We start from the raw sequence: 21,476 nt of genomic DNA, 5'->3' as shown, positions 1-21,476 counted from the left end.
TCACATAGTGGAATGTAACGCACAGCGCTGGCAGCTCCCGTGGCTCTAGGCTGAACACGGCTCCATGCGAGCCGTCAGGACCGGTTTCCGAGCGAAAGGCGCACCATGGCCGCACAGATCTACTCCGACATCACCCGGGCCGTCGGCCGCACTCCCCTGGTTCGCCTGGGCCGCATCACCGATGGAGCGGATGCGACGGTGCTGGCCAAGCTTGAGTTCTACAACCCGGCGGGCAGCGTGAAGGACCGCATCGGCGTCGCCATCGTCGACGCCGCTGAGGAGTCGGGCGAGCTGCAGGCCGGCGGCACGATCGTTGAGGCTACCAGCGGCAACACCGGGATCGCGCTCGCCCTGGTCGGCGCGGCACGCGGCTATCGGGTGATCCTGGTGATGCCGGACACCATGAGCACGGAGCGCCGAGTACTCCTCCGCGCCTACGGCGCCGAGATCGTGCTCACCCCTGGCGCCATCGGCATGACCGGCGCCCTCGAGAAGGCGCGCGAGATCATCGCCGCCACCCCGGGCGCCATTGCCGCCCGCCAGTTCCAAAACCCGGCCAACCCCGCGATCCACCGCGCCACCACCGGCGTCGAGATCTGGGACGACACCGACGGCGCCGTCGACGTCTTCGTCGCCGGCATCGGCACCGGCGGCACCATCACCGGCGCGGGCGGCCTGCTGAAGGAACGAAAGCCGGCGCTGAAGATCGTCGCGGTCGAACCGATCGACTCCCCCATCCTCTCCGGTGGCGCACCGGGCCCGCACAAGATCCAGGGCATCGGCGCGAACTTCGTCCCCGAGGTCCTCGACACGGACATTTACGACGAGGTCTCCGACGTCACCCTCGCCGACGCGCTCAGCACCGCCCGGCGCCTGGCCACGGACGAGGGCATCCTGGCCGGCATCTCCGGCGGCGCAGCCGTCTGGGCAGCACTCGAGCAGGCCAAGTCGCCCGAGAACGCGGGCAAGACCATCGTCGTCGTGGTCCCCGACTTCGGTGAGCGGTACATCTCGACCGTGCTCTACGAAGACCTGCGCGACTGACGAAGGCCCGTTGCACCATGGGAGTCTTGTCGCGCATCCATGAGGACGTCGCCACAGCGCGTGCCCACGACCCGGCCGCGCGCAGCAACGCCGAGGTGTTCCTCGCCTACAGCGGGCTGCATGCCGTCTGGGCATACAGGGTGGCGAACCGGCTGTGGCTGGCCGGCCTCCGCCTACCCGCCCGGCTGGTCTCCCAGTTCGCCCGTTTCCTCACCGGGATCGAGATCCACCCCGGCGCGCGGATCGGGCGGCGGCTCTTCATCGACCATGGAATGGGCGTGGTGATCGGCGAGACCGCGGAGCTCGGCGACGACGTGATGCTCTACCACGGGGTGACGCTCGGCGGAAAGAGCCGGCACGGGGTGCCCCGCGGCGCGAAACGGCATCCGACGCTCGAGGACGGCGTGACCGTTGGCGCGGGCGCCAAGGTGCTCGGGCCGGTGCTGATCGGCGCCTGGAGCACCATCGGCGCGAACGCCGTCGTCACCAAGGACGCGCCGCCCAACTCGCTGCTGGTCGGGATCCCCGCGACGGCGCGCCCGGCGAAACCGGACACGGTCGAGTCGGCGCGCGGCGGCGTGGTCCTGCCTCAGATCGAGCACGACCACGAGCACCGGCACCTGTAAGCCCGAGTTCGTCGAAAACATCACCGCGGGCGCCCGGGAGCCCTTTTCGCATCGCAAACGGTGCAGCGCACGCCTGGCGCCGGCTCCCCCGAGCGGGTCGGCGTGTGCAACGCTTGTCCGGTGGCACTCACTCTGGAAGACACGCGCGTCCGTGAAGAGACGACCCTCGACACACCCTGGATGACCGTGGTCTGGAACGACCCGGTCAACCTGATGTCGTACGTCGTGCACGTGTTCCGAAGCTACTTCGGCTTCTCCAAGCCCACGGCCGAGAAGCTCATGCTGCAGGTGCACAACGACGGCCGCGCCGTCGTCGCCCAGGGCAACCGGGAGGCGATGGAGCGCCACGTCGAGGCCATGCACGAATTCGGTCTCTGGGCGACGGTCGCCAAGGTGGATTCGTGACCTGGGTCAGCCGGAGTGACCGGGGCACAGCATCCGTTGAGCTGTCGTCCTTTGAGCGGATGTTCCTCGCCGGCCTGCTCGACCAGCTGGTGGAGGTGTTGCAGAGTGACTCAGACCCGGCGCTGGATCGGCTGCTGCCGAACGCGTACCCCGATGACGATGAGGCAGCTGCGGAGTTCCGGCGCTTCACGGCGGCCGGGCTGACCGAGCGCAAGGTCGCCAACGCGCAGGCGGTGCGGGTAGCCCTGGACAGTGGGCTCGACCCCGCCGCGAAAGCCGACGCGCGGGTGATCGTGGTGCAGGGGCACAGCGCAGAGCAGTGGCTGAGCACGCTCACCGATCTGCGGCTCACGATCGCGAATCGGCTCGGGATCGAGTCCGACGACGACGAGGGGCGCACCGACGTGGCTGCGATGCCGTTGCAGGAGAGCTACTACTGGCTCGGCGACCTGCAGGAGATGATCGTTCGAGCCCTCGACGACTGAGGCGGCCCGATTCAGGCCTCTGCGCCGACCCCTGCCCACAGCCGCGTGCGTAACCGCTGGGATTCCTGCCAAAAACGCCGGTTGAGGCCTTTATCGGGCGGTTGAGGCAAAAATACCAGCCGTTACGCACGCGCCGCCGGAATATTCGGGCCCTCCACGACTGAGGCGCGCCTTAATTCAGAGCGAGTCCTACTCGTGGTCGCCGATGTCGGCCAGGCGGGCCTCTTCGTCGGCCAGGATGCAGGACTCGATCACCGGTTCCAGCGCGCCGTTCATCACGGCGTCGAGGTTGTAGGCCTTGTAGCCGGTGCGGTGGTCGGCCACACGGTTCTCGGGGAAGTTGTAGGTGCGAATGCGCTCCGACCGGTCCATGGTGCGGATCTGGCTCTTCCGAACAGCGGATGCCTCGGCGTCGATCTCTTCCTGCTGCCGGGCGAGCACCCGGGCGCGCAGCACCCGCATGCCGGCCTCGCGGTTCTGCAGCTGGCTCTTCTCGTTCTGCATGGCCACGACGATGCCGGTCGGGAGGTGCGTGATGCGAACGGCGGAGTCTGTGGTGTTCACCGACTGGCCGCCGGGTCCGCTGGAGCGGTAGACGTCGATCTTGAGGTCGTTCTGGCTGATCTCGACTTCTTCGGGCTCGTCGACCTCGGGGAACACCAGCACGCCGGCCGCCGAGGTGTGGATGCGTCCCTGCGACTCGGTCGCCGGCACCCGCTGCACGCGGTGCACGCCGCCCTCGTACTTGAGGTGCGCCCAGACCCCCTCGGCCGGGTCGGTGGAGTTGCCCTTGATCGCCAGCTGCACATCCTTGATGCCGCCGAGATCGCTCGAGGTCTGCTCGATGATCTCGGTCTTCCACTTCTTCGACTCCGCATAGTGCAGGTACATCCGGAGCAGGTCGGAGGCGAACAGGGCCGATTCGGCGCCGCCCTCCCCCATCTTGATCTCCATGATCACGTCACGGGCGTCGTTGGGGTCACGTGGAATCAGGAGGCGCCGCAACTTCTCGGCCGTCGCCTCCAGCTGCTCCTCGAGCCCGGGGATCTCCTCGGCGAAGGAGTCATCCTCATCCGCGAGTTCACGTGCGGCGTCGAGGTTGTCGACGACCTCGCGCCACTCGTTGTATGCCGCGATGATGCGGCTGAGTTCGGCGTACCGGCGGTTGACCTTCTTCGAGCGGGCCGGGTTCGAGTGGAGCTCCGGATCCGCCAACTGTCCCTGCAGGTCGTCGTGCTCAGCCAGCAGGGTGGAGACGGATTCGAACATCAGTGGTCCTTATCTGACCCGTTCAGGGTCGGCATCGACTTCTGCACCTGCATCAGGAACTCGACGTTCGACGACGTCTCCTTGAGCCGGCCGAGAATCGCTTCGAGCGCCTGCTGCTGGTCGAGCCCGGCGAGGGCGCGGCGCAGCTTCCAGGTGATCTTGACCTCGTCGGTGCTCATCAGCATCTCTTCGCGGCGGGTTCCGGATGCGTTGACGTCGACGGCGGGGAAGATGCGCTTGTCGGCCAGCTGGCGCGACAGGCGCAGTTCCATGTTGCCGGTGCCCTTGAATTCCTCGAAGATCACCTCGTCCATCTTGGATCCGGTCTCCACCAGCGCCGAGGCGAGGATCGTGAGCGAACCACCGTTCTCGATGTTGCGGGCCGCCCCGAAGAAACGCTTCGGCGGGTAGAGAGCTGATGCGTCGACGCCGCCGGAGAGGATCCGCCCGGACGCCGGGGCGGCCAGGTTGTACGCACGGCCGAGGCGGGTGATCGAGTCGAGGAGCACAACCACATCGTGGCCGAGTTCGACCAGGCGCTTGGCGCGCTCGATGGCCAGTTCCGCGACGGTGGTGTGGTCTTCAGCCGGTCGGTCGAAGGTGGAGGCGATGACCTCGCCCTTCACCGTGCGCTGCATGTCGGTGACCTCTTCGGGACGCTCATCGACCAGGACAACCATGAGGTGGACCTCAGGGTTGTTGATCGAGATCGCGTTGGCGATCTGCTGCATGACGATCGTCTTGCCGGCCTTCGGCGGCGCGACGATGAGACCGCGCTGGCCCTTGCCGATCGGGGCGACGAGGTCGATGATCCGCTGGGTCAGCTTGCCGGACTCGGTCTCCAGGCGCAGACGCTCCTGCGGGTAGAGCGGCGTGAGCTTCTGGAACTCGACGCGGGTGGCGGCCTCCTCGACGGTCAGGCCATTGATGGAATCGACCTTGACGATCGCGTTGTACTTCTGGCGGCCGCTCTGGTCGCCCTCACGCGGCTGACGGATCGAGCCGACAACGGCGTCACCCTTGCGCAGGTTGTACTTCTTGACCTGGCCGAGGGAGACGTAGACGTCGCTGGCGCCCGGCAGGTAGCCGGAGGTGCGCACGAAGGCGTAATTGTCGAGAACGTCGAGGATGCCTGCGACGGGGATCAGCACGTCGTCGTCGCTCAGTTCGGGTTCGAAATCCTCGCCGACGTTGCCGCCGCGACGCTTGCGGTCGCGGTAGCGGTTGCGGTTGCCGCGGCCGCCGAGGTCGTCGTCCAGTCCGTTGCGGTCCTGCCCACGATCATTGCGGTCGGGTCCGCGGTCGAGGTTCTGGCCCCGGTCGCCGCGCTCGTTGCGGTCGGGTCCGCGGTCGAGGTTCTGACTGCGGTCGTTGTTCTGGTTGCGGTCGTTGTTCTGCCCGCGCTCGTTGCCCTGGTTTCGGTCGCTCTGGCCGCGCTCGGCGTTCTGCCCGCGCTCGTTGCCCTGGTTTCGGTCGCTCTGGCCGCGCTCGGCGTTCTGTCCGCGCTCGTTGCCCTGGTTGCGGTCGTTCTGTCCGCGCTCGGCACGGGTGCCCTGGCGCTGGCCCTGCTGGCGGCTGCCATCCTCGGCAGCCTGGCCACGGTCGCGGTCCTGGTTGCGCTCGCTGCGGTTGCGGCCCCGACCCCGGCCCTGCCGCGGTGATTCGCTCTGCTCGGCACCGTCGGCGGATTCGCCCTGCTCGGCGGATTCGCCGGTCGCGTCAGCGGATGCCTGCTCGTCCTGGCCCTGCTCGGTGCGGGGCTCGGGGAGCTCGATCTGAAGGTTGCGGGGTGCGCGCTTGCGTGTCTGGCGGGCCGGCTTCTCGGTGTCGCCGGTGGCGTCGCCCGGGGCGTCGGTGGCGGTCTCGCTCGTGGCGTCGGTGGCGGCATTTGTCGACGCGTCGGACGCGGAGTCAGCTGAACCGGTCGTGCCGGCGGCCTGGGCGGCATCCGCTGCAGCAGCACGGGAGGCCGCGCCGCGCGAAGCACCGGCACCCGAGGTGGCGGCACCGGAGGTGATCGGGGGCAGGAGCGAGTCGAGCCCGGTGCCGGCGTCGGCATTGACGTGCGCGATGGCCGGGGCAGCGGTAGCCGTGCTGGCGCGGCGCGGGGCGCGCTTCCGCGGGGCCTGGGTGGTCTCGGGAGAATCGACGACCGCGGCCGCCTGCGTGGCGCGGGCCGGCTCGGTGGGAGCCTGCTCGGCGGGAGCCTGCTCGGTGGGCGCCGACGCGGTGGACGCCTGCTCGGCAGACTGCTCGGTGGGAGCGGGCGCGGCGGGCGCTGCCGCTACCTGATCGGCCGGCTCCGACGCGGAGGACGAAGAGGTACCGGGGTTCTGGATCTCGTTGATGGCTTGCACGAGGTCTCCTTTACGAAGTTTGGACGCGCCCTGGATGCCCAGTTCGCCGGCCAGAGCCTGAAGCTCGGCCACGCGGAGGGTTGCGAGGCGTGATGAATTCGCGCCAGCGGCGCGGAGAGTGATGTCAGTCACGAAGACTTTTTCCTTCCCCCTGGAGACGGTGATGTCTCTGTCAGGAGAGCTGTTGCAGCGACCTACGCGCTGCGGGTGATCCAATCCCACGATTCGAGTGGATTGGTGTGAACACACACAGCCACGCATGAATGAGCGACAGCAGTGAGTTACAGGGAATGCACCGGAGAAAAGATTCGCTTATTCAGCGGTTTCTATCGGGTGCGGAGCCAGCCTAGCACCATCCCACTTACCCGGCTGACCCCTTAGCGAGTGACAGTGGCGCCCTTGAAGTCGACGGCCAGCATGAGCGCCTGCCAGGGGGTGTCAGAGTGTTCAGCCACCAGCTCGGCGGCCACCAGCCGTTGCCCGGGGTCGCTGGCGAGCACCAGGATCGACGGGCCGGCCCCGGACACCACGGCCGGGAAACCGTTGGCACGGAGCAGGGTGATCAGCGCATTGGTCTCGGGCATAGCGGCCGCGCGGTAGCTCTGGTGCAGCTTGTCCTCGGTGGCCGCGAGCAGCAGTTCCGGGCTCTGGATCAGCGCCGCAATGAGCAGGGCGGACCGCGACACATTGAACACGGCGTCCTCATGCGGCACCGACTCAGGCTGCAGGCTGCGGGCCAGCGCCGTCGACATCACGTGCTCCGGCACGAACACGAGCGGCGATACACCGCGGTGCACCATCAGCTTCTTGTGTCGCGGGCCCTCCGGGGTCATCCAGGCGATGGTCAGGCCGCCGAACAGGGCGGGCGCCACGTTGTCAGGGTGGCCCTCGAGCTCGGTGGCCAGGGACAGCAGCCGGTCGGCGTCTATCTCGACGATTCCCTCGAGCAGCCCCTTGGCCGCCATGATCCCTGAGACGATCGCGGCACCGGACGAGCCCATACCCCGCCCGTGCGGGATGTGGTTGTTGGCGACCAGGTCGAGCCCGGGAACCGGCTGGCCGAACGCCGCGAAGGTGTGCGCGATGGCGCGGACGACCAGGTTGGTCTCGTCGGTGGGTACCTCGCCCTCACCGACACCGTGCACCACGACGGATGCGCCGGGTTCGTCCCGCACGGTGACCTCGAGCTGGTCATAGTGCGCCAGCGCAAGCCCGAGCGTGTCGAATCCGGGGCCGAGGTTGGCGCTGGTGGCCGGCACCTGCACGGTGACGGACCGGCCGGACAGCGACGGAGCCACGGCCAGCGGCGACGCGTCGGTCATGCGGTGGCCAGGCCCAGGACGCTGGCGACCTCGACGGTGTCAACGGGCACGATGATCGGGGTGACATCGGAACCGTCTGCGGTCCGGAGCGCCCACTGCGGGTCTTTCAGCCCGTGGCCGGTGACGGTGAGCACCACGGTCGAACCGGCCGGGATCTGCCCGGCCTCGGAGCGCTCGAGCAGGCCGGCCACGCTGATCGCCGATGCCGGCTCCACGAAGATGCCGACCTCGGCGGAGAGGATGCGGTACGCCTCGAGGATCTTCTCGTCGCTGATCGCGCCGAAGTAGCCGTCGCTCCGCGAGCGGGCGTCCAGGGCCAGCTCCCACGACGCCGGGTTGCCGATGCGGATGGCGCTGGCGATGGTGTCGGGGTTGTCGACCCGGTGGCCGAGCACGATCGGGGCGCTGCCGGCGGCCTGGAAGCCGAACATGCGGGGCAGCTTGGTGGTGACGCCGCGTTCGAGCTCCTCGCCGTAGCCGCGGAAGTAGGCGGTGTAGTTGCCGGCGTTGCCGACCGGCACGATGTGGAAGTCCGGGGCGTCTTCGAGCACCTCGACGACCTCGAAGGCCGCGGTCTTCTGGCCTTCGATGCGGTCGGGGTTGACCGAGTTGACCAGGTGCACCGGGTAGTTGGCGGCCAGGTCCCTGGCGATGTCCAGGCAGTCGTCGAAGTTTCCCTGCACCTGCAGCAGCTGCGCGTTGTGGGCGATGGCCTGGCTGAGCTTGCCCATGGCGATCTTGCCCTCAGGCACCAGCACGGCGGCGGTGATGCCGGCGTGCGTCGCGTAGGCGGCCGCTGACGCCGAGGTGTTGCCGGTGGAGGCGCAGATGACGGCCTTCGCGCCGTCCTCCATCGCCTTGGAGATGGCCATGGTCATGCCGCGGTCCTTGAACGAGCCGGTCGGGTTCATCCCCTCGTACTTCACCCAGACCTTCGCGCCGGTGCGCGCGGAGAGAGCAGGCGCGGGGATCAGCGGGGTGCCGCCCTCGCCCAGCGTGATGATCGGCGTGGCGTCGGAGATATTCAGGCGGTCCGCGTATTCCCGCAACACGCCGCGCCACTGCCGCGATACGGGCGGTCCGGCAATACGGCGGGATTCAACCTCGGGCTGGGTCGAGCTGGACATCAGGCTCCTTCAACTCTCAAAACGGATGCGACGGTGGTCACCACACTGTTGGCGGCGAGATCTGTGACGGTGGCGGCGAGTGCGGCCTCTGTTGCCGCATGGGTGCCGATTACAAGGGTAGCCGTGGACGGAACCAACTCCTGCCCGGCGCTGGCGCTGACTTCTGGCGTCATCGACTGCTCGACCAGCGCCAGCGACACCCCGCGGTTGCTGAACACGCCGGCGATGGTGGCGAGCACCCCGGGCTCGTCGGTGACCTCGAGTGTGATCGCATACCGGGTGGTCACCCGGTCGATCGGCAGTACCGGGAGGTCGGCGTGGCTGGAGGCGGCAAACCCTGGACCGCCCACGACGTGGCGGCGGGCGAGCGAGACGAGGTCGCCGAGCACCGCCGAGGCGGTCTCCACTCCCCCGGCGCCGGCGCCGTAGAACATCAGCGGCCCGGCGGCCTCGGCCTCGACGAACACGGCGTTGTTGGCGCCGTGCACCGCCGCGAGCGGGTGGGAGCGGCTGACGAACGCGGGATAGACCCGGGCAGACACGCCCTCCTGGCCGGTGGCGGCATCCGTCAGCCGTTCGCAGATCGCGAGCAACTTGATCACGTAACCGGCCTTCCGCGCGGATTCGATCTGCTGCGGCGTGACCCGGGTGATGCCTTCCCGGTAGACGGACTCGAGCGGCACCGTGGTGTGGAAGGCGAGACTGGCCAGGAGCGCGGCCTTCTGGGCCGCGTCGTAACCCTCGATGTCGGCGGTCGGGTCCGCTTCGGCGTAACCGAGGGCCGTCGCGGTGGCCAGCGCCTCCTCGAGCGTGTCCCCGTCGGCGTCCATTCGGTCGAGGATGAAGTTGGTGGTGCCGTTGACGATGCCGAGGATGCGGTTGACCTTGTCACCGGCGAGGCTGTCGCGGAGCGGCCGCACGATCGGAATGGCCCCGGCGACCGCGGCCTCGTAGTTCAGCTGGGCGCCGACCTGGTCCGCGGCCGCGAAGAGTTCGGGGCCGTGCAGGGCGAGCAGCGCCTTGTTCGCGGTGACGACGTCGGCACCGGAGTTGATCGCCTGAAGGATGTAGGTGCGGGCCGGTTCGATGCCGCCGATCAGTTCGATCACGACGTCAGCGCCGAGGATCAGCGACTCGGCGTCGGTGGTGAACAACTCCCGCGGCAGGTCGACGGTGCGTTCGGCGTCGACGTCGCGGACGGCGATGCCGACGAGTTCGAGTCCGGCGCCCACGCGGTTGGCCAGCTCCTCGCGCTGCTCGAGCAGCAACCGAGCCACCTGCGCCCCGACGGAGCCGCCCCCGAGGAGCGCGACGCGGAGGTTGCGGTATTCGATCATCGAGTGGTTCCTTCGGTGGATGGGTCTGTTGAATCACGGCGGATGCCGGTGTCGCGCGCCAGGAGGTCGCTGATGGTCTCGCCCCGCACCAGTACGCGCGCGGCACTGTCCCGCACGGCGACCACCGCGGGGCGCCCGACGTAGTTGTAGTTGCTTGCGAGCGACCAGCAGTAGGCGCCGGTGGCGGCCACGGCGAGCAGGTCCCCGGGTTCCACGTCACCGGGCAGATAGTCGGCGTCGACCACGATGTCGCCGCTCTCGCAGTGCTTGCCGGCGATCCTGACCAGGGCAGGGGCGGCATCCGTCACCCGGTTGGCGATGCGCACCGAGTAGTCGGCGCCGTAGAGCGCGGGACGAGCGTTGTCGCTCATGCCACCGTCGACGCTCACGTAGAGCCGGGCGGCTGGTCTCGACCCCAGTGCAACGTCGACGGCCTTGGTGGTGCCGGCCGTGTACAGGGTGATTCCCGCCGGGCCGATGATGGCTCGCCCAGGTTCGATCGCGATGGCGGGCACCGGGATGCCACGGCTGACGCACTCGGCGGACACACTGGCCGCCATCTGCGCGGCCAGTTCCCGGATCGGGGTCGGCGTGTCGGCGCTGGTGTAGGCGATGCCGAATCCGCCGCCGAGGTTCAGCTCCGGAACCGGTCCGCCGTCCAGCAGCTGGGCGTGCACGGTCAGCAGTCGGCTCGCGGCTTCCGCGAAGCCCTCGGCGCCGAAGATCTGCGAGCCGATGTGGCCGTGCAGGCCGAGGAATCGGAGGGACGCCTTCGAACGGATGGCGGCGACGAGCGCGGGGGCGTCCTCGAGCACCACGCCGAACTTCTGGTCTTCGTGGGCGGTCGCCAGGAACTCGTGGGTGTGCGCGTGCACGCCGCTGTTGACCCGAAGCCTCACGTCCTGGACGACGCCGTTGCTCTCCGCGGCGGCGGCGACGCGCTCGATCTCGATGGCGCTGTCGATGACGATGGTGCCGATGCCCGCGCGTGTGGCGGCGTAGATCTCCACCAATGACTTGTTGTTGCCGTGGAACCCGAGCCGGGCCGGATCGACTCCGGCAGCGAGCGCGACGGCGAGCTCCCCGCCGCTGCAGACGTCGATGTTGAGCCCGTCCGCGATCATCCAGCGCGCGATTTCCGTGGACAGGAATGCCTTGCCGGCGTAGTAGACCCGAACCGTGGTGCCGATCGCAGCGAATTCGGTCTCGAAGGCGCGTCGGATGTCACGGGCCCGGGTGCGGGCATCCGTTTCGTCGATCACGTAGAGCGGGGTGCCGAACTCGGCGGCCAGTGCTGAGGCGGTGACGCCGCCGATCTCGAGTTCGCCGGTTGCGGTGCGGGCCGCCGTGGCCGGCCAGAGGCCGTCCGCGAGCGCGTTGGCGTCTGCAGGCAGGGCAAGCCAGGCCGGGGCCAGCGGGTTGCCGGGGGCAGGGCGGTGCGATGCGGTGCTGGGTGGGGTGGGAGCCACGGGTGAAAACCTCACGGGACGCGTCGAGTGGGTGTCTCACTGCGGCGAGCGGACCCGGGTTGGTCCCTGAAGCCAGTGAAGAGAAGTCGCGGGGCGCGAATAACCGAAATCCTAGCGAAGGGCCCGGGTTCACGCCGAATCGGCGGCAGGCTTGTTACGCGGTTGGCGCCGGCTCAGCGAGTTCGACGGTCTCCACGGTTTCGACGATCCACGCCTCGGGCGACGACATCACCGAGGAGCCGGAGCCTTCCCACAACCGCCGCATCTTGGTCAGCAGTACCTCCGCCTCCCGCACCGTGTCGAACTCGAGGTCGATCATCACGAACTTCGGGTTGGCGACCGACCGCTGGATGGAATAGCGGATCACGCCCGACTTCCGGCGGTCGGCCGGGTCGGCATCGAATGCCCGCTTCCAGCGGGCGAAGTCGGGAACGGGATGTTGGATTCGCAGGATGAACATGATGACGCTCCTCACCAGACCGGGTGTTCTCAGGGTACTTCCGGCTGGGGCGGAATGCTGGGCCTATTTCAGCGGGTTGCCCGCAGGTTGTGCCTCTACGCTGGCCCCATGGCTCATCGTCTGGACAAGACCATCGTGATCACCGGCGCCAGTTCGGGGATCGGCCGAGCGGCCGCCGCCGAACTGGCCGAGCGCGGCGCCCGTGTGGCGGTGGTCGGCCGCAACCCGCAGCGCACTGCGGCGGTGGCCGCTTCGATCGGCGGCACCGCCTTCCTGGCCGATTTCGCCCGCTTCGACGACGTCAGGCCCCTGGCCGATGCCCTGCTGGCCCGGTACGAGACCATCGACGTGCTCGCCAACAACGCCGGCGGGCTGGTCTCCCGGCGTACCGACACCGCCGACGGCCATGAGCAGACCATCCAGGTGAACCACCTGTCACCGTTCCTGCTGACCAGCCTGCTGCTGCCCCGGCTCGTCGAGACGGCGTCCGCCGGGCGGCCGGTGCGGGTGATTTCCACCGCGAGCGCCGCCAACCGAATGGGCCAGCTGCGGCTGGACGACCTGCATTGGCGAGGCCGCCGCTGGCTCGGTGGCTGGCGCGCCTACGGCTCGGCGAAAGTAGCGACCATCCTGTTCACCCGCGAACTGGCCAGGCGCACGGCGGGCACCGGCGTCGACGCCTACGCGTTCCACCCCGGGTTCGTCACCACCGGGTTCGGCGCCGACTCGCGCCTCATGAAGCTGGCCGGGATGGTCGGCTTCGGCGGCTACGCCCTCACCCCGGAGGCGGGCGCCGCGCCACTGGTGGAATTGGCTTCGGCCGAGCGGCTTTCACTGCCGAGCGGCACCTATTTCGACGGACTGCGGGCGAACGGCCGCACCACGCGGCAGGCCGGCGATGACGCCGTCGCGTCCGGGCTGTGGAACCTGTCGGAGCGGCTGGTCTCCCAGCCGTCCCGCATCCGCTGACCCGCGGGCCCGCCGCACCCGGCGGGTGACTCAGTTGCAGGAACCGAGGGTCGTCAGCCCCTCCTCGGTGAGGCGCAAGGCGGGCGCGTGGAGCGTGATCCGGGCGCGCTGCGGGGTCACGTCCACCCCGGTGAGGTCGACCCCTGCCGGCAGGTACTGCGCGACGCAGATCGGGAGCGGCTCCTCGCCGAGGATCCGCTGCACCAGGCCGCCCAGGTTGAGGCTGCCGATAGCGGTGGTCACTGTCGCCTTCGTCGGGGTCAGGAGCACGCTGTCCCCCGCGGCCTGCGGGATCGCGGTCGCGGTGTAGCCGATCGGCACCCGAGCGACGGTGATTGTGCCGGTGTAGCTGACCGTGCCGTCGCCGAGCTTCACGGTCGGGTTCCCCGGGATGTCCGCGTTCGCCAACAGCGCGTCGAGTGACTGCTGGCCCATCTCGATCGCACCGCGCACATCACCGACGGTCTTCGCGGTGTCGACCGGGACATCCGTTGCCACCAGATGAACGGATGCCTGTGCCCCGCCGGCCGCGAGGGCCGGCGCCTTGAGTTCAACCTGGTCGAAGCTGCCGCCCAGGTACTGCGCGATGACGGAGAAGCCGCTGATGGACACGGTGACATCGCCGGTGACGCCCTCGGGCAGGTTGTTGGCGATCTCCTGCCGCACCCGGTTCTGGGCGTAATTGCGGAGGACCGAATCGACGATGAAGTAGGCGCCGACCAGCCCGAGCAGGAGCAGGCTGGCGACCACCAGCCCACCGATTCCGCGACGAGTCAGTGCCATTTCACCACCCGGGCCATTTCACCACCCGGGCCATTTCACCACCCGGGCCATTTCACCACCCGAGCCATCTCAACAACCCCGCGATCTCAACGCCGCAGCCATCCCAGTCGTCCCCTTCAACGGTCCCGTTGCTACATCCGGTCGGGCGCTGCCACTCCGAGCAGGCCGAGGCCGTTGCGGATCACCTGTCCGGTGGCGTCGTTCAGCCACAGGCGGGTGCGGTGGAGGTCGATGACCGGCTCGTCGCCGAGCGGGATGACCCGGCAGTTGTCGTACCAGCGGTGGTAGTAGCCGGCGACCTCTTCGATGTACCGGGCGATGCGGTGCGGTTCACGCAGCTCGGCGGCCTGCGCCACCACGCGCGGGTACTCCACCAGCACGCCGAGGAGCGCCGACTCGCTGTCGTGGGTGAGGAGCTCGGGTGCGAAGGCTGTGCGTTCCACCCCTGACGCCGCCGCGTTGCGGGCGACAGAGCGGGTGCGTGCATGGGCGTACTGCACGTAGAACACCGGGTTCTCGTTGGTGTGCTTGCCGAGGAGGTCCAGGTCGATGTCGAGCTGCGAGTCGCTGGACGAGCGCACCAGCGCGTAGCGGCCGGCGTCGACTCCGACGGCGTCGACGAGGTCGTCGAGGGTGACGATGGTGCCGGCCCGCTTGGACATCCGCACCGGTTCGCCGCCCTTGAGCAGGTTGACCATCTGCCCGATCAGGATCTGCAGGTTCACTCCGGGCTCATCGCCGAACGCCTCGACCATGGCCATCATGCGTCCGACGTAGCCGTGGTGGTCGGCGCCGAGCATGATCAGGTTCTGGTCGAAGCCGCGCTCGCGCTTATCGAGGTAGTAGCCGAGGTCTCCGGAGATGTAGGCCGGCTCGCCGTTGGAGCGGATGATAACGCGGTCACGGTCGTCGCCGAACGTGGTCGTGCGGAGCCAGATGGCGCCGTCGGTCTCGAAGATGTGGCCCTGTTCGCGCAGACGCTCGATGGCCCGTTCGACGGCTCCGGACTCGTGCAGTGAGTCCTCGTGGAAGTACACATCGAAGTCGACGCCGAAGCTGTGCAGTTTCTCCTTGATCTCGGAGAACATCAGGTCGACGCCGATCGCGCGGAACACCTCCTGCTGCTCGTCGCGCGGCAGGGCATCGATGTCGCCGTCGTAGATCTCCACGACCTTGTTGGCGATGTCGCCGATGTACGCTCCGCCGTAGCCATCCTCCGGGGTGGGCTCGCCAAGGTAACTGGCGAGCACGCTGCGGGCGAAACGGTCGATCTGCGAGCCGTGATCGTTGAAGTAATACTCGCGCGTGACATCCGCTCCTTCGGCCTGGAGCACCCGGGCGAGGCTGTCGCCCACCGCGGCCCAGCGCACGCCACCCATGTGGATCGGGCCGGTCGGATTCGCGGACACGAATTCAAGGTTGATCTTGATGCCGTCGTACATGTGGCCGGTGCCGTAGACGTCGCCGGACTCGACGATGGTCTTCGCGAGCGCGCCGGCGGCTGCCGCTTCGAGTCGGATGTTGATGAAGCCAGGGCCAGCCACTTCAACGGATGCGACTCCGTCGACCTGTTCAAGGCCCTCGGCGAGCTCAGCCGCGATCTGGCGCGGGTTGGAGCCGAGCGGTTTGGCGATCTTCATCGAGATACTCGACGCCCAGTCCCCGTGGTCGCGGTTCTTCGGGCGTTCCAAAGTGACGTCGGCGAGGGTGAGGCTGAGCGATGGTGCGGCAACGACTGTGCCGCCGCTGCCTTCTGCGCTGGCTTCCGCACCGATTGCCGCCTGGCGTCGACGCTCGGCCAGAGTGGTCACGAGATCGAGCAGGGTCTGGGAAAGTTCGGCAGGGGTCACGACCGTCAATCTTACCGGCCGACGTGTTGATAGGGTCATCGCGTGCCCCTCTCCGCTGCTTCCCGCCGTTTCCGTCACCCTCGCCAGCGCCTCGGCCTGGCCGTCGCGGGCAGTGCACTCGCACTGGTCGCCCTCGCCGGCTGCAGCCCGGCACCGTCGCCTGCAGCGACGTCGTCCGCCCCGGCGGCAACGGATGGCGCCACCAGCGATCCCGAGGTCACGCCGACTCCCACGGCCACGCCGGAAGCACCCAATACGCCGGTCACCCTCGATTGCGACCAGGTGCTCTCCCCCGACGACGTGTACGCCTTCAACCCGAACTTCGGCACAGCGCCTGCATATAAGCCCGAGGGCGGCAGTGTCGCGGAGACCGCGGTCAAGTATGACGGCGTGGCGTGTGGCTGGTCGAACCAGACCAGCGGCGAGGTCATCGCGGTCTCGGTCGCGCAGCCGAGCGAAACGCGCCTGACACAGCTCAAGGACAAGGCGATCGCCCAGAGCTCCCCGGTCCCGACCTACGGCACGCCGCCGGCCATCGACGGCTTCTTCTCCGCCACGTCAGGGACGGGCACCGCGCAGGTGTTCTCCGGCGCGTACTGGGTCACCCTGAGTTCAGTTGCGTTCTTCGAGCCGGGTGATGTGCAGCAGCTCGCGGCAGCTGTCGTGTCACATCTGCCGTAAACCTGCTGGTAGCCTAGAAACACCCTGGCCCCCATAGCTCAGGGGATAGAGCACTGCCCTCCGGAGGCAGGGGCGGCAGTTCGAATCTGCCTGGGGGCACACTTGTCACGTGACACGCCATTCCGGACTTTTGCCACCTAGTTCGGACAAGGGGGCACCCATCCGCCTTCGTGCTTGTGGGCATTCGGGACATCGGCCGGTGTGATGCAGTTGACCCCCGCTCAGCGGCACATCAACCGGCAGGTCTTGCGGGCTTGACTCCTCTCGTAGCTTCCAAGCGCCCAGTCGCTGAACGAGAGTTCCCGGTTGACCCTCAAATGACCACCCCTAGGGTTTCAACGGCACTACCCCTGGTCGCTGATTCATGCCACGATGAATCCGTGCCGCGTCTCCGCAAACTATCACCCTGGTACTGGGTGGTGCTCGGATCAGTCCTAGTGGCTGCCGCACTGTGGATCTCTGACCTCGTCTTTGACTGGGGTCCCAGTTGGCTGATGCTCGTCGTCTGGATTGTTTTCCTCGTGGGCAACACCTTCACGTTCCGCATGTTGTGGAAGCAGTCGGACCATCCTGCGTTTCACTCACGTCCGCGAAGCTCGGACGAGAGGGGACCTGAACCCAGCGAACGGCCATGAGCGAAGCGACGCTTTCGAACTGAAACGACGCTCATTCGGCTTTACCGCTGAGGGTTCCCCTTCTGCCGCTGCTTTGTGTCACCCGCTCTGCGGTGTATGCCGCTCAAGGCGCCGCTGTCCGAAATACGATGGCAGAAAAGGTCGCGCCGCTCAGCGCAGCTTCCGCATGATTCAGCGTGTCCGGAGTTGGCATTTTGTCCGGACTAGTTCGTCAGGTGACAACACTTGTCACGTGACACGCTATTCCGGATTTTTGCCACCTAGTTCGGACAAGACGGACCTTAATCCGCCGTCGTGCTTGTCGCCATTCGGTGCATCTGCGGCGTGATGCGGTTGACGATTAGAAACCGCCCCCCGCTCAGCGGGCACATCATCGGGCGGGTCTTACGGGCTCAGCTCCGGTCGCAGCTTCCAAGTGCCCAGTCACTGAACGGGAATTCGCGGTGGGGGTCCGGCTTAAAGGACTCTCTGAAAGTGCTCGACCACCGGGAACGGCTCGTAGAAGTGGTGCAGGCGGGTGCGCCATTCTTGGTATTCCTCCGATTGTCTGAATCCGATCGTGTGATCGTCTAGACGCTCCCACGAAACAAGCAACAGATACGTGCTTGGAGACTCGATCGAACGCGACAACGACAAGGTCCGGAATCCCGGCATTGAGGCGATGATGACGCTCGCTTCGGTAAAAGGCGATCTCGAACCCGTCTTCTCGGCCGGGAATCACGGGCAATAGAGCATGTTCGGTAATCACTTGAACAGTGTCCATTCGTGGTCCCCGTCCCGCTCGACGATCTGCGGGGCATCCGTCTGCCGTTGAATTCACTTACCGGGTAGGACCTGGCGTTGTCTCTCAGAGTCGCGACAAGTTTCGGTTCGCAATCGCCGTTCACGTAGTCCCAGCTTGTGATGCCTGGGCCGCCGCCGAGGCCGAGGTTAGTGGGGTCGGAGATGCCGTCCCAATAGTGGCCAGCAGCGCAAGCGTCGTCGTTCACGTGTTCCTCATTGCTCCCAGCTACCGCAGGCGCTCCGAGGCACATGGACCAAACCTTGGTTGCAACCAGAGGAGGCTGGTCTCGGGGTGCCGTAAAGTGCATCGCGTGGACAACGATCCTGACAGCTGGTTCCTGCGTCGCGCTGAGCGTGGAAACCTGGCCACGGAGGTGCACGCGGGCGCCGCCGGGTCGCTGGCGTGGTCGGAGGGCAACCTCGTGCGGCCTCTGGTACATGGGTCGACTTACTTCGCCCGACTGCATGAAGAGCTCACGGCGCTGCACGGGGGAGACTGCGTATGGTTCACCGACTGGCGTGGCGATGCCGACGAACGCCTGCTGCCGGATGGACCGTCGATCGGCGATCTGCTCGCGGGGCTGGCCCGCGCGGGAGTGGAGGTGCGAGGCCTTGTCTGGAGGTCTCACGGGGAACGCGTATCGTCCCCGATCAGCGGCCGATCGAATGAGCTCCTGGGTCGAGAAATAAACGATGCCGGCGGAGAGGTGCTGCTCGATCAGCGAGTGCGGCTGTTCGGCTCCCATCACCAGAAATTTTTCGTCATCCGCCACGGTGACGACCCGTTTCGGGATGTCGCTTTCGTTGGCGGGCTCGACCTCTGTCACAGCCGTCGGGACGACGCCGACCACGCAGGAGACCCGCAAGCACTGACCATGGATTCCCGGTACGGCAAACGACCCCCCTGGCACGATGCCGCCCTCGAACTTCGCGGCCCCGTGGTGGCAGACCTGCTGGCCGTCTTCGCTGAACGGTGGAACGACCCGCACCCTCTTGACCGACGCACTCCCTACCGGATGCTGCTGCAACGTCTATCCCGCATGCCCCGGCATCCCAAGCGCCTCCCGGAATCAGCGCCGCCACCACCCCCGGCGGGTCCTCACGCCGTGCAGTTGCTGAGGACGTACGGCGTGAAACGTCCGCCCTACCCGTTCGCACCAGCCGGGGAGCGCAGCGTTGCCCGCGCCTACGCGAAAGCCTTCGCCCGCGCCCGCTCGCTGATCTACATCGAGGACCAGTACCTGTGGTCCGCAGAAGTCACGGCCGCTCTCGCCGAGGCCCTCCGACGGAACCCCGAATTGAACGTGATCGCCGTCGTGCCGCGTTACCCAGCCTCCGACGGCCTCCTCACGGGGCCGCCGAGCCGGATCGGGCAGCTGCGTGCCATCACGATGCTGCGCCGGGTCGCGCCGGACCGGGTCGGCATATTCGACCTGGAGAACAGCGTTGGGACGCCGATTTACGTCCACGCCAAGATCTGCATCGTCGACGACACCTGGATCACCTGCGGCTCAGACAACTTCAACCGTCGATCCTGGACCACTGATAGCGAGCTCACCTGCGCCGTGCTCGACACCACTGTCGACAACAGCGAACCGGGTGGTCTGGAGGCGGGCCACGACGGTTCCCAGCGGCTTGCCCGCGACCTCCGCTTCCAGCTCTGGGCCGAACACCTGGGGCTGGACGCGAACGATCCCCGACTCCACGACCCGGCGGCCGGGCTCGAACTCTGGAAGACCGCCGCCGCCGGTCTCGACCGCTGGCACGAAACTGACCGCCGCGCGCCGCGACCCAACGGACGCGTGCGCCACCACACTCCCGAGCCTGTCTCACGCATCCAACAACTCTGGGCGGTCCCGATCAGCCGCTTCGTCGTGGACCCGGACGGCCGCCCCCGCGGGCTGCGGGGTACTGCGCAGTTCTAGCCAGCAGCGTCCTCTACACAACCCTGTCGGAGTGACTTCCGCATCTGCTGCGTGATCACGTCATAGCCAGCCGAGCTGTAGAGAGCAGTGGCCGCGTGGTTGCGCGCGAAGACATTCAGTTCCAAGGCGACTGCGCCAGCTCGCCGGGCTCCATCCTCCACAGCTTCGAGGAGTGCGCGGCCGAGTCCCCGTCCGCGCCTGGTCTCGATAACCTCGATGTCGTAGAGGAATGCAACATCCTGTGCCCCACGCGGGTGGTCGAGACCCACCCAGGCCCGGCCGACGGGCTCTTCGTCGATATCGACGCCTCGAAGGATAAGCATCCGCTCTGTTTGCAGCCCCTGCGGGAGGAGCTGTGCGTTCTCGTCGCGAGCACGCTGCACCGCTCCTTCTGGTTCCCATCGACCAGCAGCGACCTGCTCGACCGCGTACTCCTCCGCGATCGCCGCTTGCCACTGGTCAAACTCTGCCGGAGTCATCTGTCGGACAGTCACCTTCGTCACGGAGCTATACTGACACGTCTCTAACGCCCTGAAACGCCCCACCCGGTAGCGGATCTCCAGGTGAACGCGAGGCGCCGGTCAGTGCCATGCAAGGGGTTCCCGCCCGTGCACCAAGACTGTTCCCACATGAGTCGGGCTTACGGTGAACCTCGGTCCGGCGCAATAGGGCTCCCTCCCGGTCATTCTTCCGAGGCGTTGAACGTTTTTCGCGCGAGGTTGAAAGTGGTTGCTACTTGGGTTGTTTGGTCAGGCCGGCGAGGCGGAGCAGGCTTCGGAGGCCGGTTGGCGTCCCTGGCCAGTGGCGTTCGACCGCCGGGAGTCCGGCGTGTATGACGGTGTAACGGAGGACGACTGCGACGATGATCGCGTCGTCGGCGTAGCCCAGAACGGGGATGAAGTCCGGGATCAGATCAATCGGTGAGATCAAGTACGCGAGCAACGCCAGGAGCCACAATCTTGTTGTTCTCGGAACAGTCTTGTCAGTGCTGAGCCGTCGGACGAGGCGTATAACGTCGGGCACGAGTCTGGCGATCTCTCGCCAGTTGGTCTTTTCTCCGAAGCGACGCTGCTCCCACCAGAAGAATGCCACGAGCGCGAGCCAGAGCAGCATGATGCCGCCTGCTGCGCCGATCAGGATCTGCGCCCATGCTGGCATGGCTACTCCTTGCGGACGTGCGCGGTGTACTTACTCGGTCGAATCCATCGACGCGACATCAGTATCGTCCGCGAACACTGCGAGTGCTGCCCCGACGCACCGTACGACTATGGATGCCACGACGCCTGCCACAGCACGAGAGCGTCCCGAAAGTGCCAGCTTCAGCAGCGCTCCCACCATGATCAACCGCCGTGGGCGCCAGGCCCTGTGGACCCCAACCCAACCTGACGGATAGAGTCCGATTCATGGAAACTTCAACACCGACAGACATTACCGAAGTCGACAAGCGCTCAATCCGTGACCTCGTACTACAGGCGCACAACGCGCAAACTGACGCCCGAAAGCTGCCGACGTTACATGCGGATGGCGTGGTAATCGTGAACGTAGTCGGTCGCCGCCTTCTGGGACGGACTTCCTTCGAGGACGCCATGGCTGTCGCCCTTGCTTCACCGCTCAAGGACATCACCACCACCGTCGACATAGTCGATATCCGGCTCGTGGCACCGGACACGGCGATCGTGAGTTGCATCAAGACTATTCACGACGGCCGGTCCGCTTCCGAATCCGCCCTTGTCCCAAGCTCGACGGGTGCTCTCACTTACGTACTCATCAGGTCAGGCAACTCATGGCAGATAGCCGTTGCACAGACGACACCGATCCTCGCCTGACTTCGACCCGTCTGCTACACCGGTGATTCGCGCTGAGGCGTCACGAGCATGAAAACGTCCTCGACAAGCCCACGGTCCGCTGAGGTCGCACAGCGGATGGGCCCTGGTGCGTCCCGGCCGGGA

General features: G+C 67.1%; 20 protein-coding genes and 1 tRNA gene. 9 read left to right on the top strand and 12 right to left on the bottom strand.

All coding sequences use genetic code 11. The features are described 5' to 3' along the window. Positions 1-105: 105 nt before the first annotated feature. From cysK to AB4Y94_RS00595, 4 genes are all read left to right on the top strand, one after another. The gene (cysK, locus tag AB4Y94_RS00610; RefSeq protein WP_441723740.1) at positions 106-1,044 is read left to right on the top strand and encodes a cysteine synthase A; all 939 of its coding nucleotides are present in this window, start codon (positions 106-108) and stop codon (positions 1,042-1,044) included. Between the two features lie 17 nt (positions 1,045-1,061). Beyond that, positions 1,062-1,670, top strand: coding sequence for a serine O-acetyltransferase EpsC (gene epsC, locus AB4Y94_RS00605; RefSeq protein ID WP_441723738.1), 609 nt, complete (start codon positions 1,062-1,064; stop codon positions 1,668-1,670). Between the two features lie 180 nt (positions 1,671-1,850). Beyond that, positions 1,851-2,075 carry an ATP-dependent Clp protease adapter ClpS gene (clpS, locus tag AB4Y94_RS00600; RefSeq protein WP_441724076.1) on the top strand — a complete coding sequence of 75 codons (225 nt, stop codon included), beginning with the start codon at positions 1,851-1,853 and terminating at the stop codon, positions 2,073-2,075. Further along, positions 2,072-2,560, top strand: coding sequence for a DUF2017 family protein (locus tag AB4Y94_RS00595; RefSeq protein ID WP_441723737.1), 489 nt, complete (start codon positions 2,072-2,074; stop codon positions 2,558-2,560). The genes clpS and AB4Y94_RS00595 overlap by 4 nt, the downstream gene beginning before the upstream one ends. A gap of 189 nt (positions 2,561-2,749) precedes the next feature. On the opposite strand, the gene prfA is transcribed toward AB4Y94_RS00595, so the two are convergent. The 7 genes from prfA to AB4Y94_RS00560 form a co-directional block, all read right to left on the bottom strand. Beyond that, entirely contained in the window at positions 2,750-3,829 is a 1,080-nt protein-coding gene (gene prfA / locus AB4Y94_RS00590) for a peptide chain release factor 1 (protein ID WP_441723736.1), read from the bottom strand. Continuing rightward, complete coding sequence (gene rho, locus AB4Y94_RS00585) at positions 3,829-6,318, bottom strand: transcription termination factor Rho (protein WP_441723734.1); 2,490 nt, start codon at positions 6,316-6,318, stop codon at positions 3,829-3,831. Before rho ends, prfA begins: the two co-directional genes overlap by 1 nt. A gap of 245 nt (positions 6,319-6,563) precedes the next feature. Then, a complete protein-coding gene (gene thrB, locus AB4Y94_RS00580; RefSeq protein WP_441723732.1) occupies positions 6,564-7,508 on the bottom strand; it encodes a homoserine kinase in 945 nt (314 codons plus the stop codon). Continuing rightward, complete coding sequence (thrC, locus tag AB4Y94_RS00575) at positions 7,505-8,635, bottom strand: threonine synthase (RefSeq protein WP_441723730.1); 1,131 nt, start codon at positions 8,633-8,635, stop codon at positions 7,505-7,507. The genes thrB and thrC overlap by 4 nt, the downstream gene beginning before the upstream one ends. Then, positions 8,635-9,972 carry a homoserine dehydrogenase gene (locus tag AB4Y94_RS00570; RefSeq protein ID WP_441723729.1) on the bottom strand — a complete coding sequence of 446 codons (1,338 nt, stop codon included), beginning with the start codon at positions 9,970-9,972 and terminating at the stop codon, positions 8,635-8,637. Before AB4Y94_RS00570 ends, thrC begins: the two co-directional genes overlap by 1 nt. After that, positions 9,969-11,441, bottom strand: coding sequence for a diaminopimelate decarboxylase (lysA, locus tag AB4Y94_RS00565; RefSeq protein ID WP_441723727.1), 1,473 nt, complete (start codon positions 11,439-11,441; stop codon positions 9,969-9,971). Before lysA ends, AB4Y94_RS00570 begins: the two co-directional genes overlap by 4 nt. Before the next feature lie 154 nt (positions 11,442-11,595). Further along, complete coding sequence (locus tag AB4Y94_RS00560) at positions 11,596-11,901, bottom strand: hypothetical protein (protein ID WP_441723725.1); 306 nt, start codon at positions 11,899-11,901, stop codon at positions 11,596-11,598. A gap of 108 nt (positions 11,902-12,009) precedes the next feature. Between AB4Y94_RS00560 and AB4Y94_RS00555 the strand changes: the two genes are divergently transcribed. After that, positions 12,010-12,870 (top strand): SDR family NAD(P)-dependent oxidoreductase, encoded by an 861-nt coding sequence (locus tag AB4Y94_RS00555; protein WP_441723723.1) that lies wholly within the window; start codon positions 12,010-12,012, stop codon positions 12,868-12,870. Positions 12,871-12,900: 30 nt separating this feature from the next. On the opposite strand, the gene AB4Y94_RS00550 is transcribed toward AB4Y94_RS00555, so the two are convergent. Together AB4Y94_RS00550 and argS are read right to left on the bottom strand one after the other, a co-directional pair. Then, complete coding sequence (locus AB4Y94_RS00550) at positions 12,901-13,653, bottom strand: LmeA family phospholipid-binding protein (RefSeq protein ID WP_441723721.1); 753 nt, start codon at positions 13,651-13,653, stop codon at positions 12,901-12,903. A 131-nt stretch (positions 13,654-13,784) separates the two neighbouring features. Continuing rightward, positions 13,785-15,503, bottom strand: coding sequence for an arginine--tRNA ligase (gene argS / locus AB4Y94_RS00545; RefSeq protein ID WP_441723719.1), 1,719 nt, complete (start codon positions 15,501-15,503; stop codon positions 13,785-13,787). A gap of 42 nt (positions 15,504-15,545) precedes the next feature. Here argS and AB4Y94_RS00540 point away from each other — a divergent pair, with 42 nt between their 5' ends. Both AB4Y94_RS00540 and AB4Y94_RS00535 read left to right on the top strand, forming a co-directional pair. Next, positions 15,546-16,184: an iron ABC transporter ATP-binding protein gene (locus AB4Y94_RS00540; RefSeq protein ID WP_441723717.1), complete on the top strand. Its 639-nt coding sequence runs from the start codon at positions 15,546-15,548 to the stop codon at positions 16,182-16,184. A 27-nt stretch (positions 16,185-16,211) separates the two neighbouring features. After that, positions 16,212-16,283 (top strand) — tRNA-Arg (locus AB4Y94_RS00535). Positions 16,284-17,275: 992 nt separating this feature from the next. On the opposite strand, the gene AB4Y94_RS00530 is transcribed toward AB4Y94_RS00535, so the two are convergent. Next, positions 17,276-17,473: an antibiotic biosynthesis monooxygenase family protein gene (locus tag AB4Y94_RS00530; RefSeq protein WP_441723715.1), complete on the bottom strand. Its 198-nt coding sequence runs from the start codon at positions 17,471-17,473 to the stop codon at positions 17,276-17,278. Positions 17,474-17,913: 440 nt separating this feature from the next. On the opposite strand from AB4Y94_RS00530, the gene AB4Y94_RS00525 reads away from it, so the two are divergent. Beyond that, a complete protein-coding gene (locus AB4Y94_RS00525; RefSeq protein WP_441723713.1) occupies positions 17,914-19,527 on the top strand; it encodes a phospholipase D family protein in 1,614 nt (537 codons plus the stop codon). Here AB4Y94_RS00525 and AB4Y94_RS00520 read toward each other — a convergent pair. Beyond that, positions 19,524-20,030 (bottom strand): GNAT family N-acetyltransferase, encoded by a 507-nt coding sequence (locus AB4Y94_RS00520; RefSeq protein ID WP_441723711.1) that lies wholly within the window; start codon positions 20,028-20,030, stop codon positions 19,524-19,526. The two genes, AB4Y94_RS00525 and AB4Y94_RS00520, sit on opposite strands and share 4 nt — an antisense overlap. Before the next feature lie 229 nt (positions 20,031-20,259). Then, positions 20,260-20,685 carry a YkvA family protein gene (locus tag AB4Y94_RS00515; RefSeq protein ID WP_441723709.1) on the bottom strand — a complete coding sequence of 142 codons (426 nt, stop codon included), beginning with the start codon at positions 20,683-20,685 and terminating at the stop codon, positions 20,260-20,262. A 245-nt stretch (positions 20,686-20,930) separates the two neighbouring features. Between AB4Y94_RS00515 and AB4Y94_RS00510 the strand changes: the two genes are divergently transcribed. Continuing rightward, positions 20,931-21,353, top strand: a complete 423-nt coding sequence (locus tag AB4Y94_RS00510; protein ID WP_441723708.1) for an SgcJ/EcaC family oxidoreductase — start codon at positions 20,931-20,933, stop codon at positions 21,351-21,353. Positions 21,354-21,476 lie beyond the last annotated feature (123 nt).

This window comes from Glaciibacter sp. 2TAF33 (assembly GCF_052114945.1).
Classification (GTDB): domain Bacteria; phylum Actinomycetota; class Actinomycetes; order Actinomycetales; family Microbacteriaceae; genus Cryobacterium.
This window is presented reverse-complemented; position numbering and strand designations above follow the sequence as displayed.

Bases quoted from the DNA above. Each gene is read 5' to 3' on its own strand.
- thrC (WP_441723730.1), bottom strand. From the start codon at position 8,635: ATGTCCAGCTCGACCCAGCCCGAGGTTGAATCCCGCCGTATTGCCGGA.
- AB4Y94_RS00510 (WP_441723708.1), top strand. From the start codon at position 20,931: ATGGAAACTTCAACACCGACAGACATTACCGAAGTCGACAAGCGCTCA.
- prfA (WP_441723736.1), bottom strand. From the start codon at position 3,829: ATGTTCGAATCCGTCTCCACCCTGCTGGCTGAGCACGACGACCTGCAG.
- epsC (WP_441723738.1), top strand. From the start codon at position 1,062: ATGGGAGTCTTGTCGCGCATCCATGAGGACGTCGCCACAGCGCGTGCC.
- AB4Y94_RS00560 (WP_441723725.1), bottom strand. From the start codon at position 11,901: ATGTTCATCCTGCGAATCCAACATCCCGTTCCCGACTTCGCCCGCTGG.
- cysK (WP_441723740.1), top strand. From the start codon at position 106: ATGGCCGCACAGATCTACTCCGACATCACCCGGGCCGTCGGCCGCACT.
- AB4Y94_RS00570 (WP_441723729.1), bottom strand. From the start codon at position 9,972: ATGATCGAATACCGCAACCTCCGCGTCGCGCTCCTCGGGGGCGGCTCC.
- AB4Y94_RS00530 (WP_441723715.1), bottom strand. From the start codon at position 17,473: ATGCCGGGATTCCGGACCTTGTCGTTGTCGCGTTCGATCGAGTCTCCA.
- clpS (WP_441724076.1), top strand. From the start codon at position 1,851: ATGACCGTGGTCTGGAACGACCCGGTCAACCTGATGTCGTACGTCGTG.
- thrB (WP_441723732.1), bottom strand. From the start codon at position 7,508: ATGACCGACGCGTCGCCGCTGGCCGTGGCTCCGTCGCTGTCCGGCCGG.
- AB4Y94_RS00550 (WP_441723721.1), bottom strand. From the start codon at position 13,653: ATGGCACTGACTCGTCGCGGAATCGGTGGGCTGGTGGTCGCCAGCCTG.
- AB4Y94_RS00515 (WP_441723709.1), bottom strand. From the start codon at position 20,685: ATGCCAGCATGGGCGCAGATCCTGATCGGCGCAGCAGGCGGCATCATG.
- AB4Y94_RS00555 (WP_441723723.1), top strand. From the start codon at position 12,010: ATGGCTCATCGTCTGGACAAGACCATCGTGATCACCGGCGCCAGTTCG.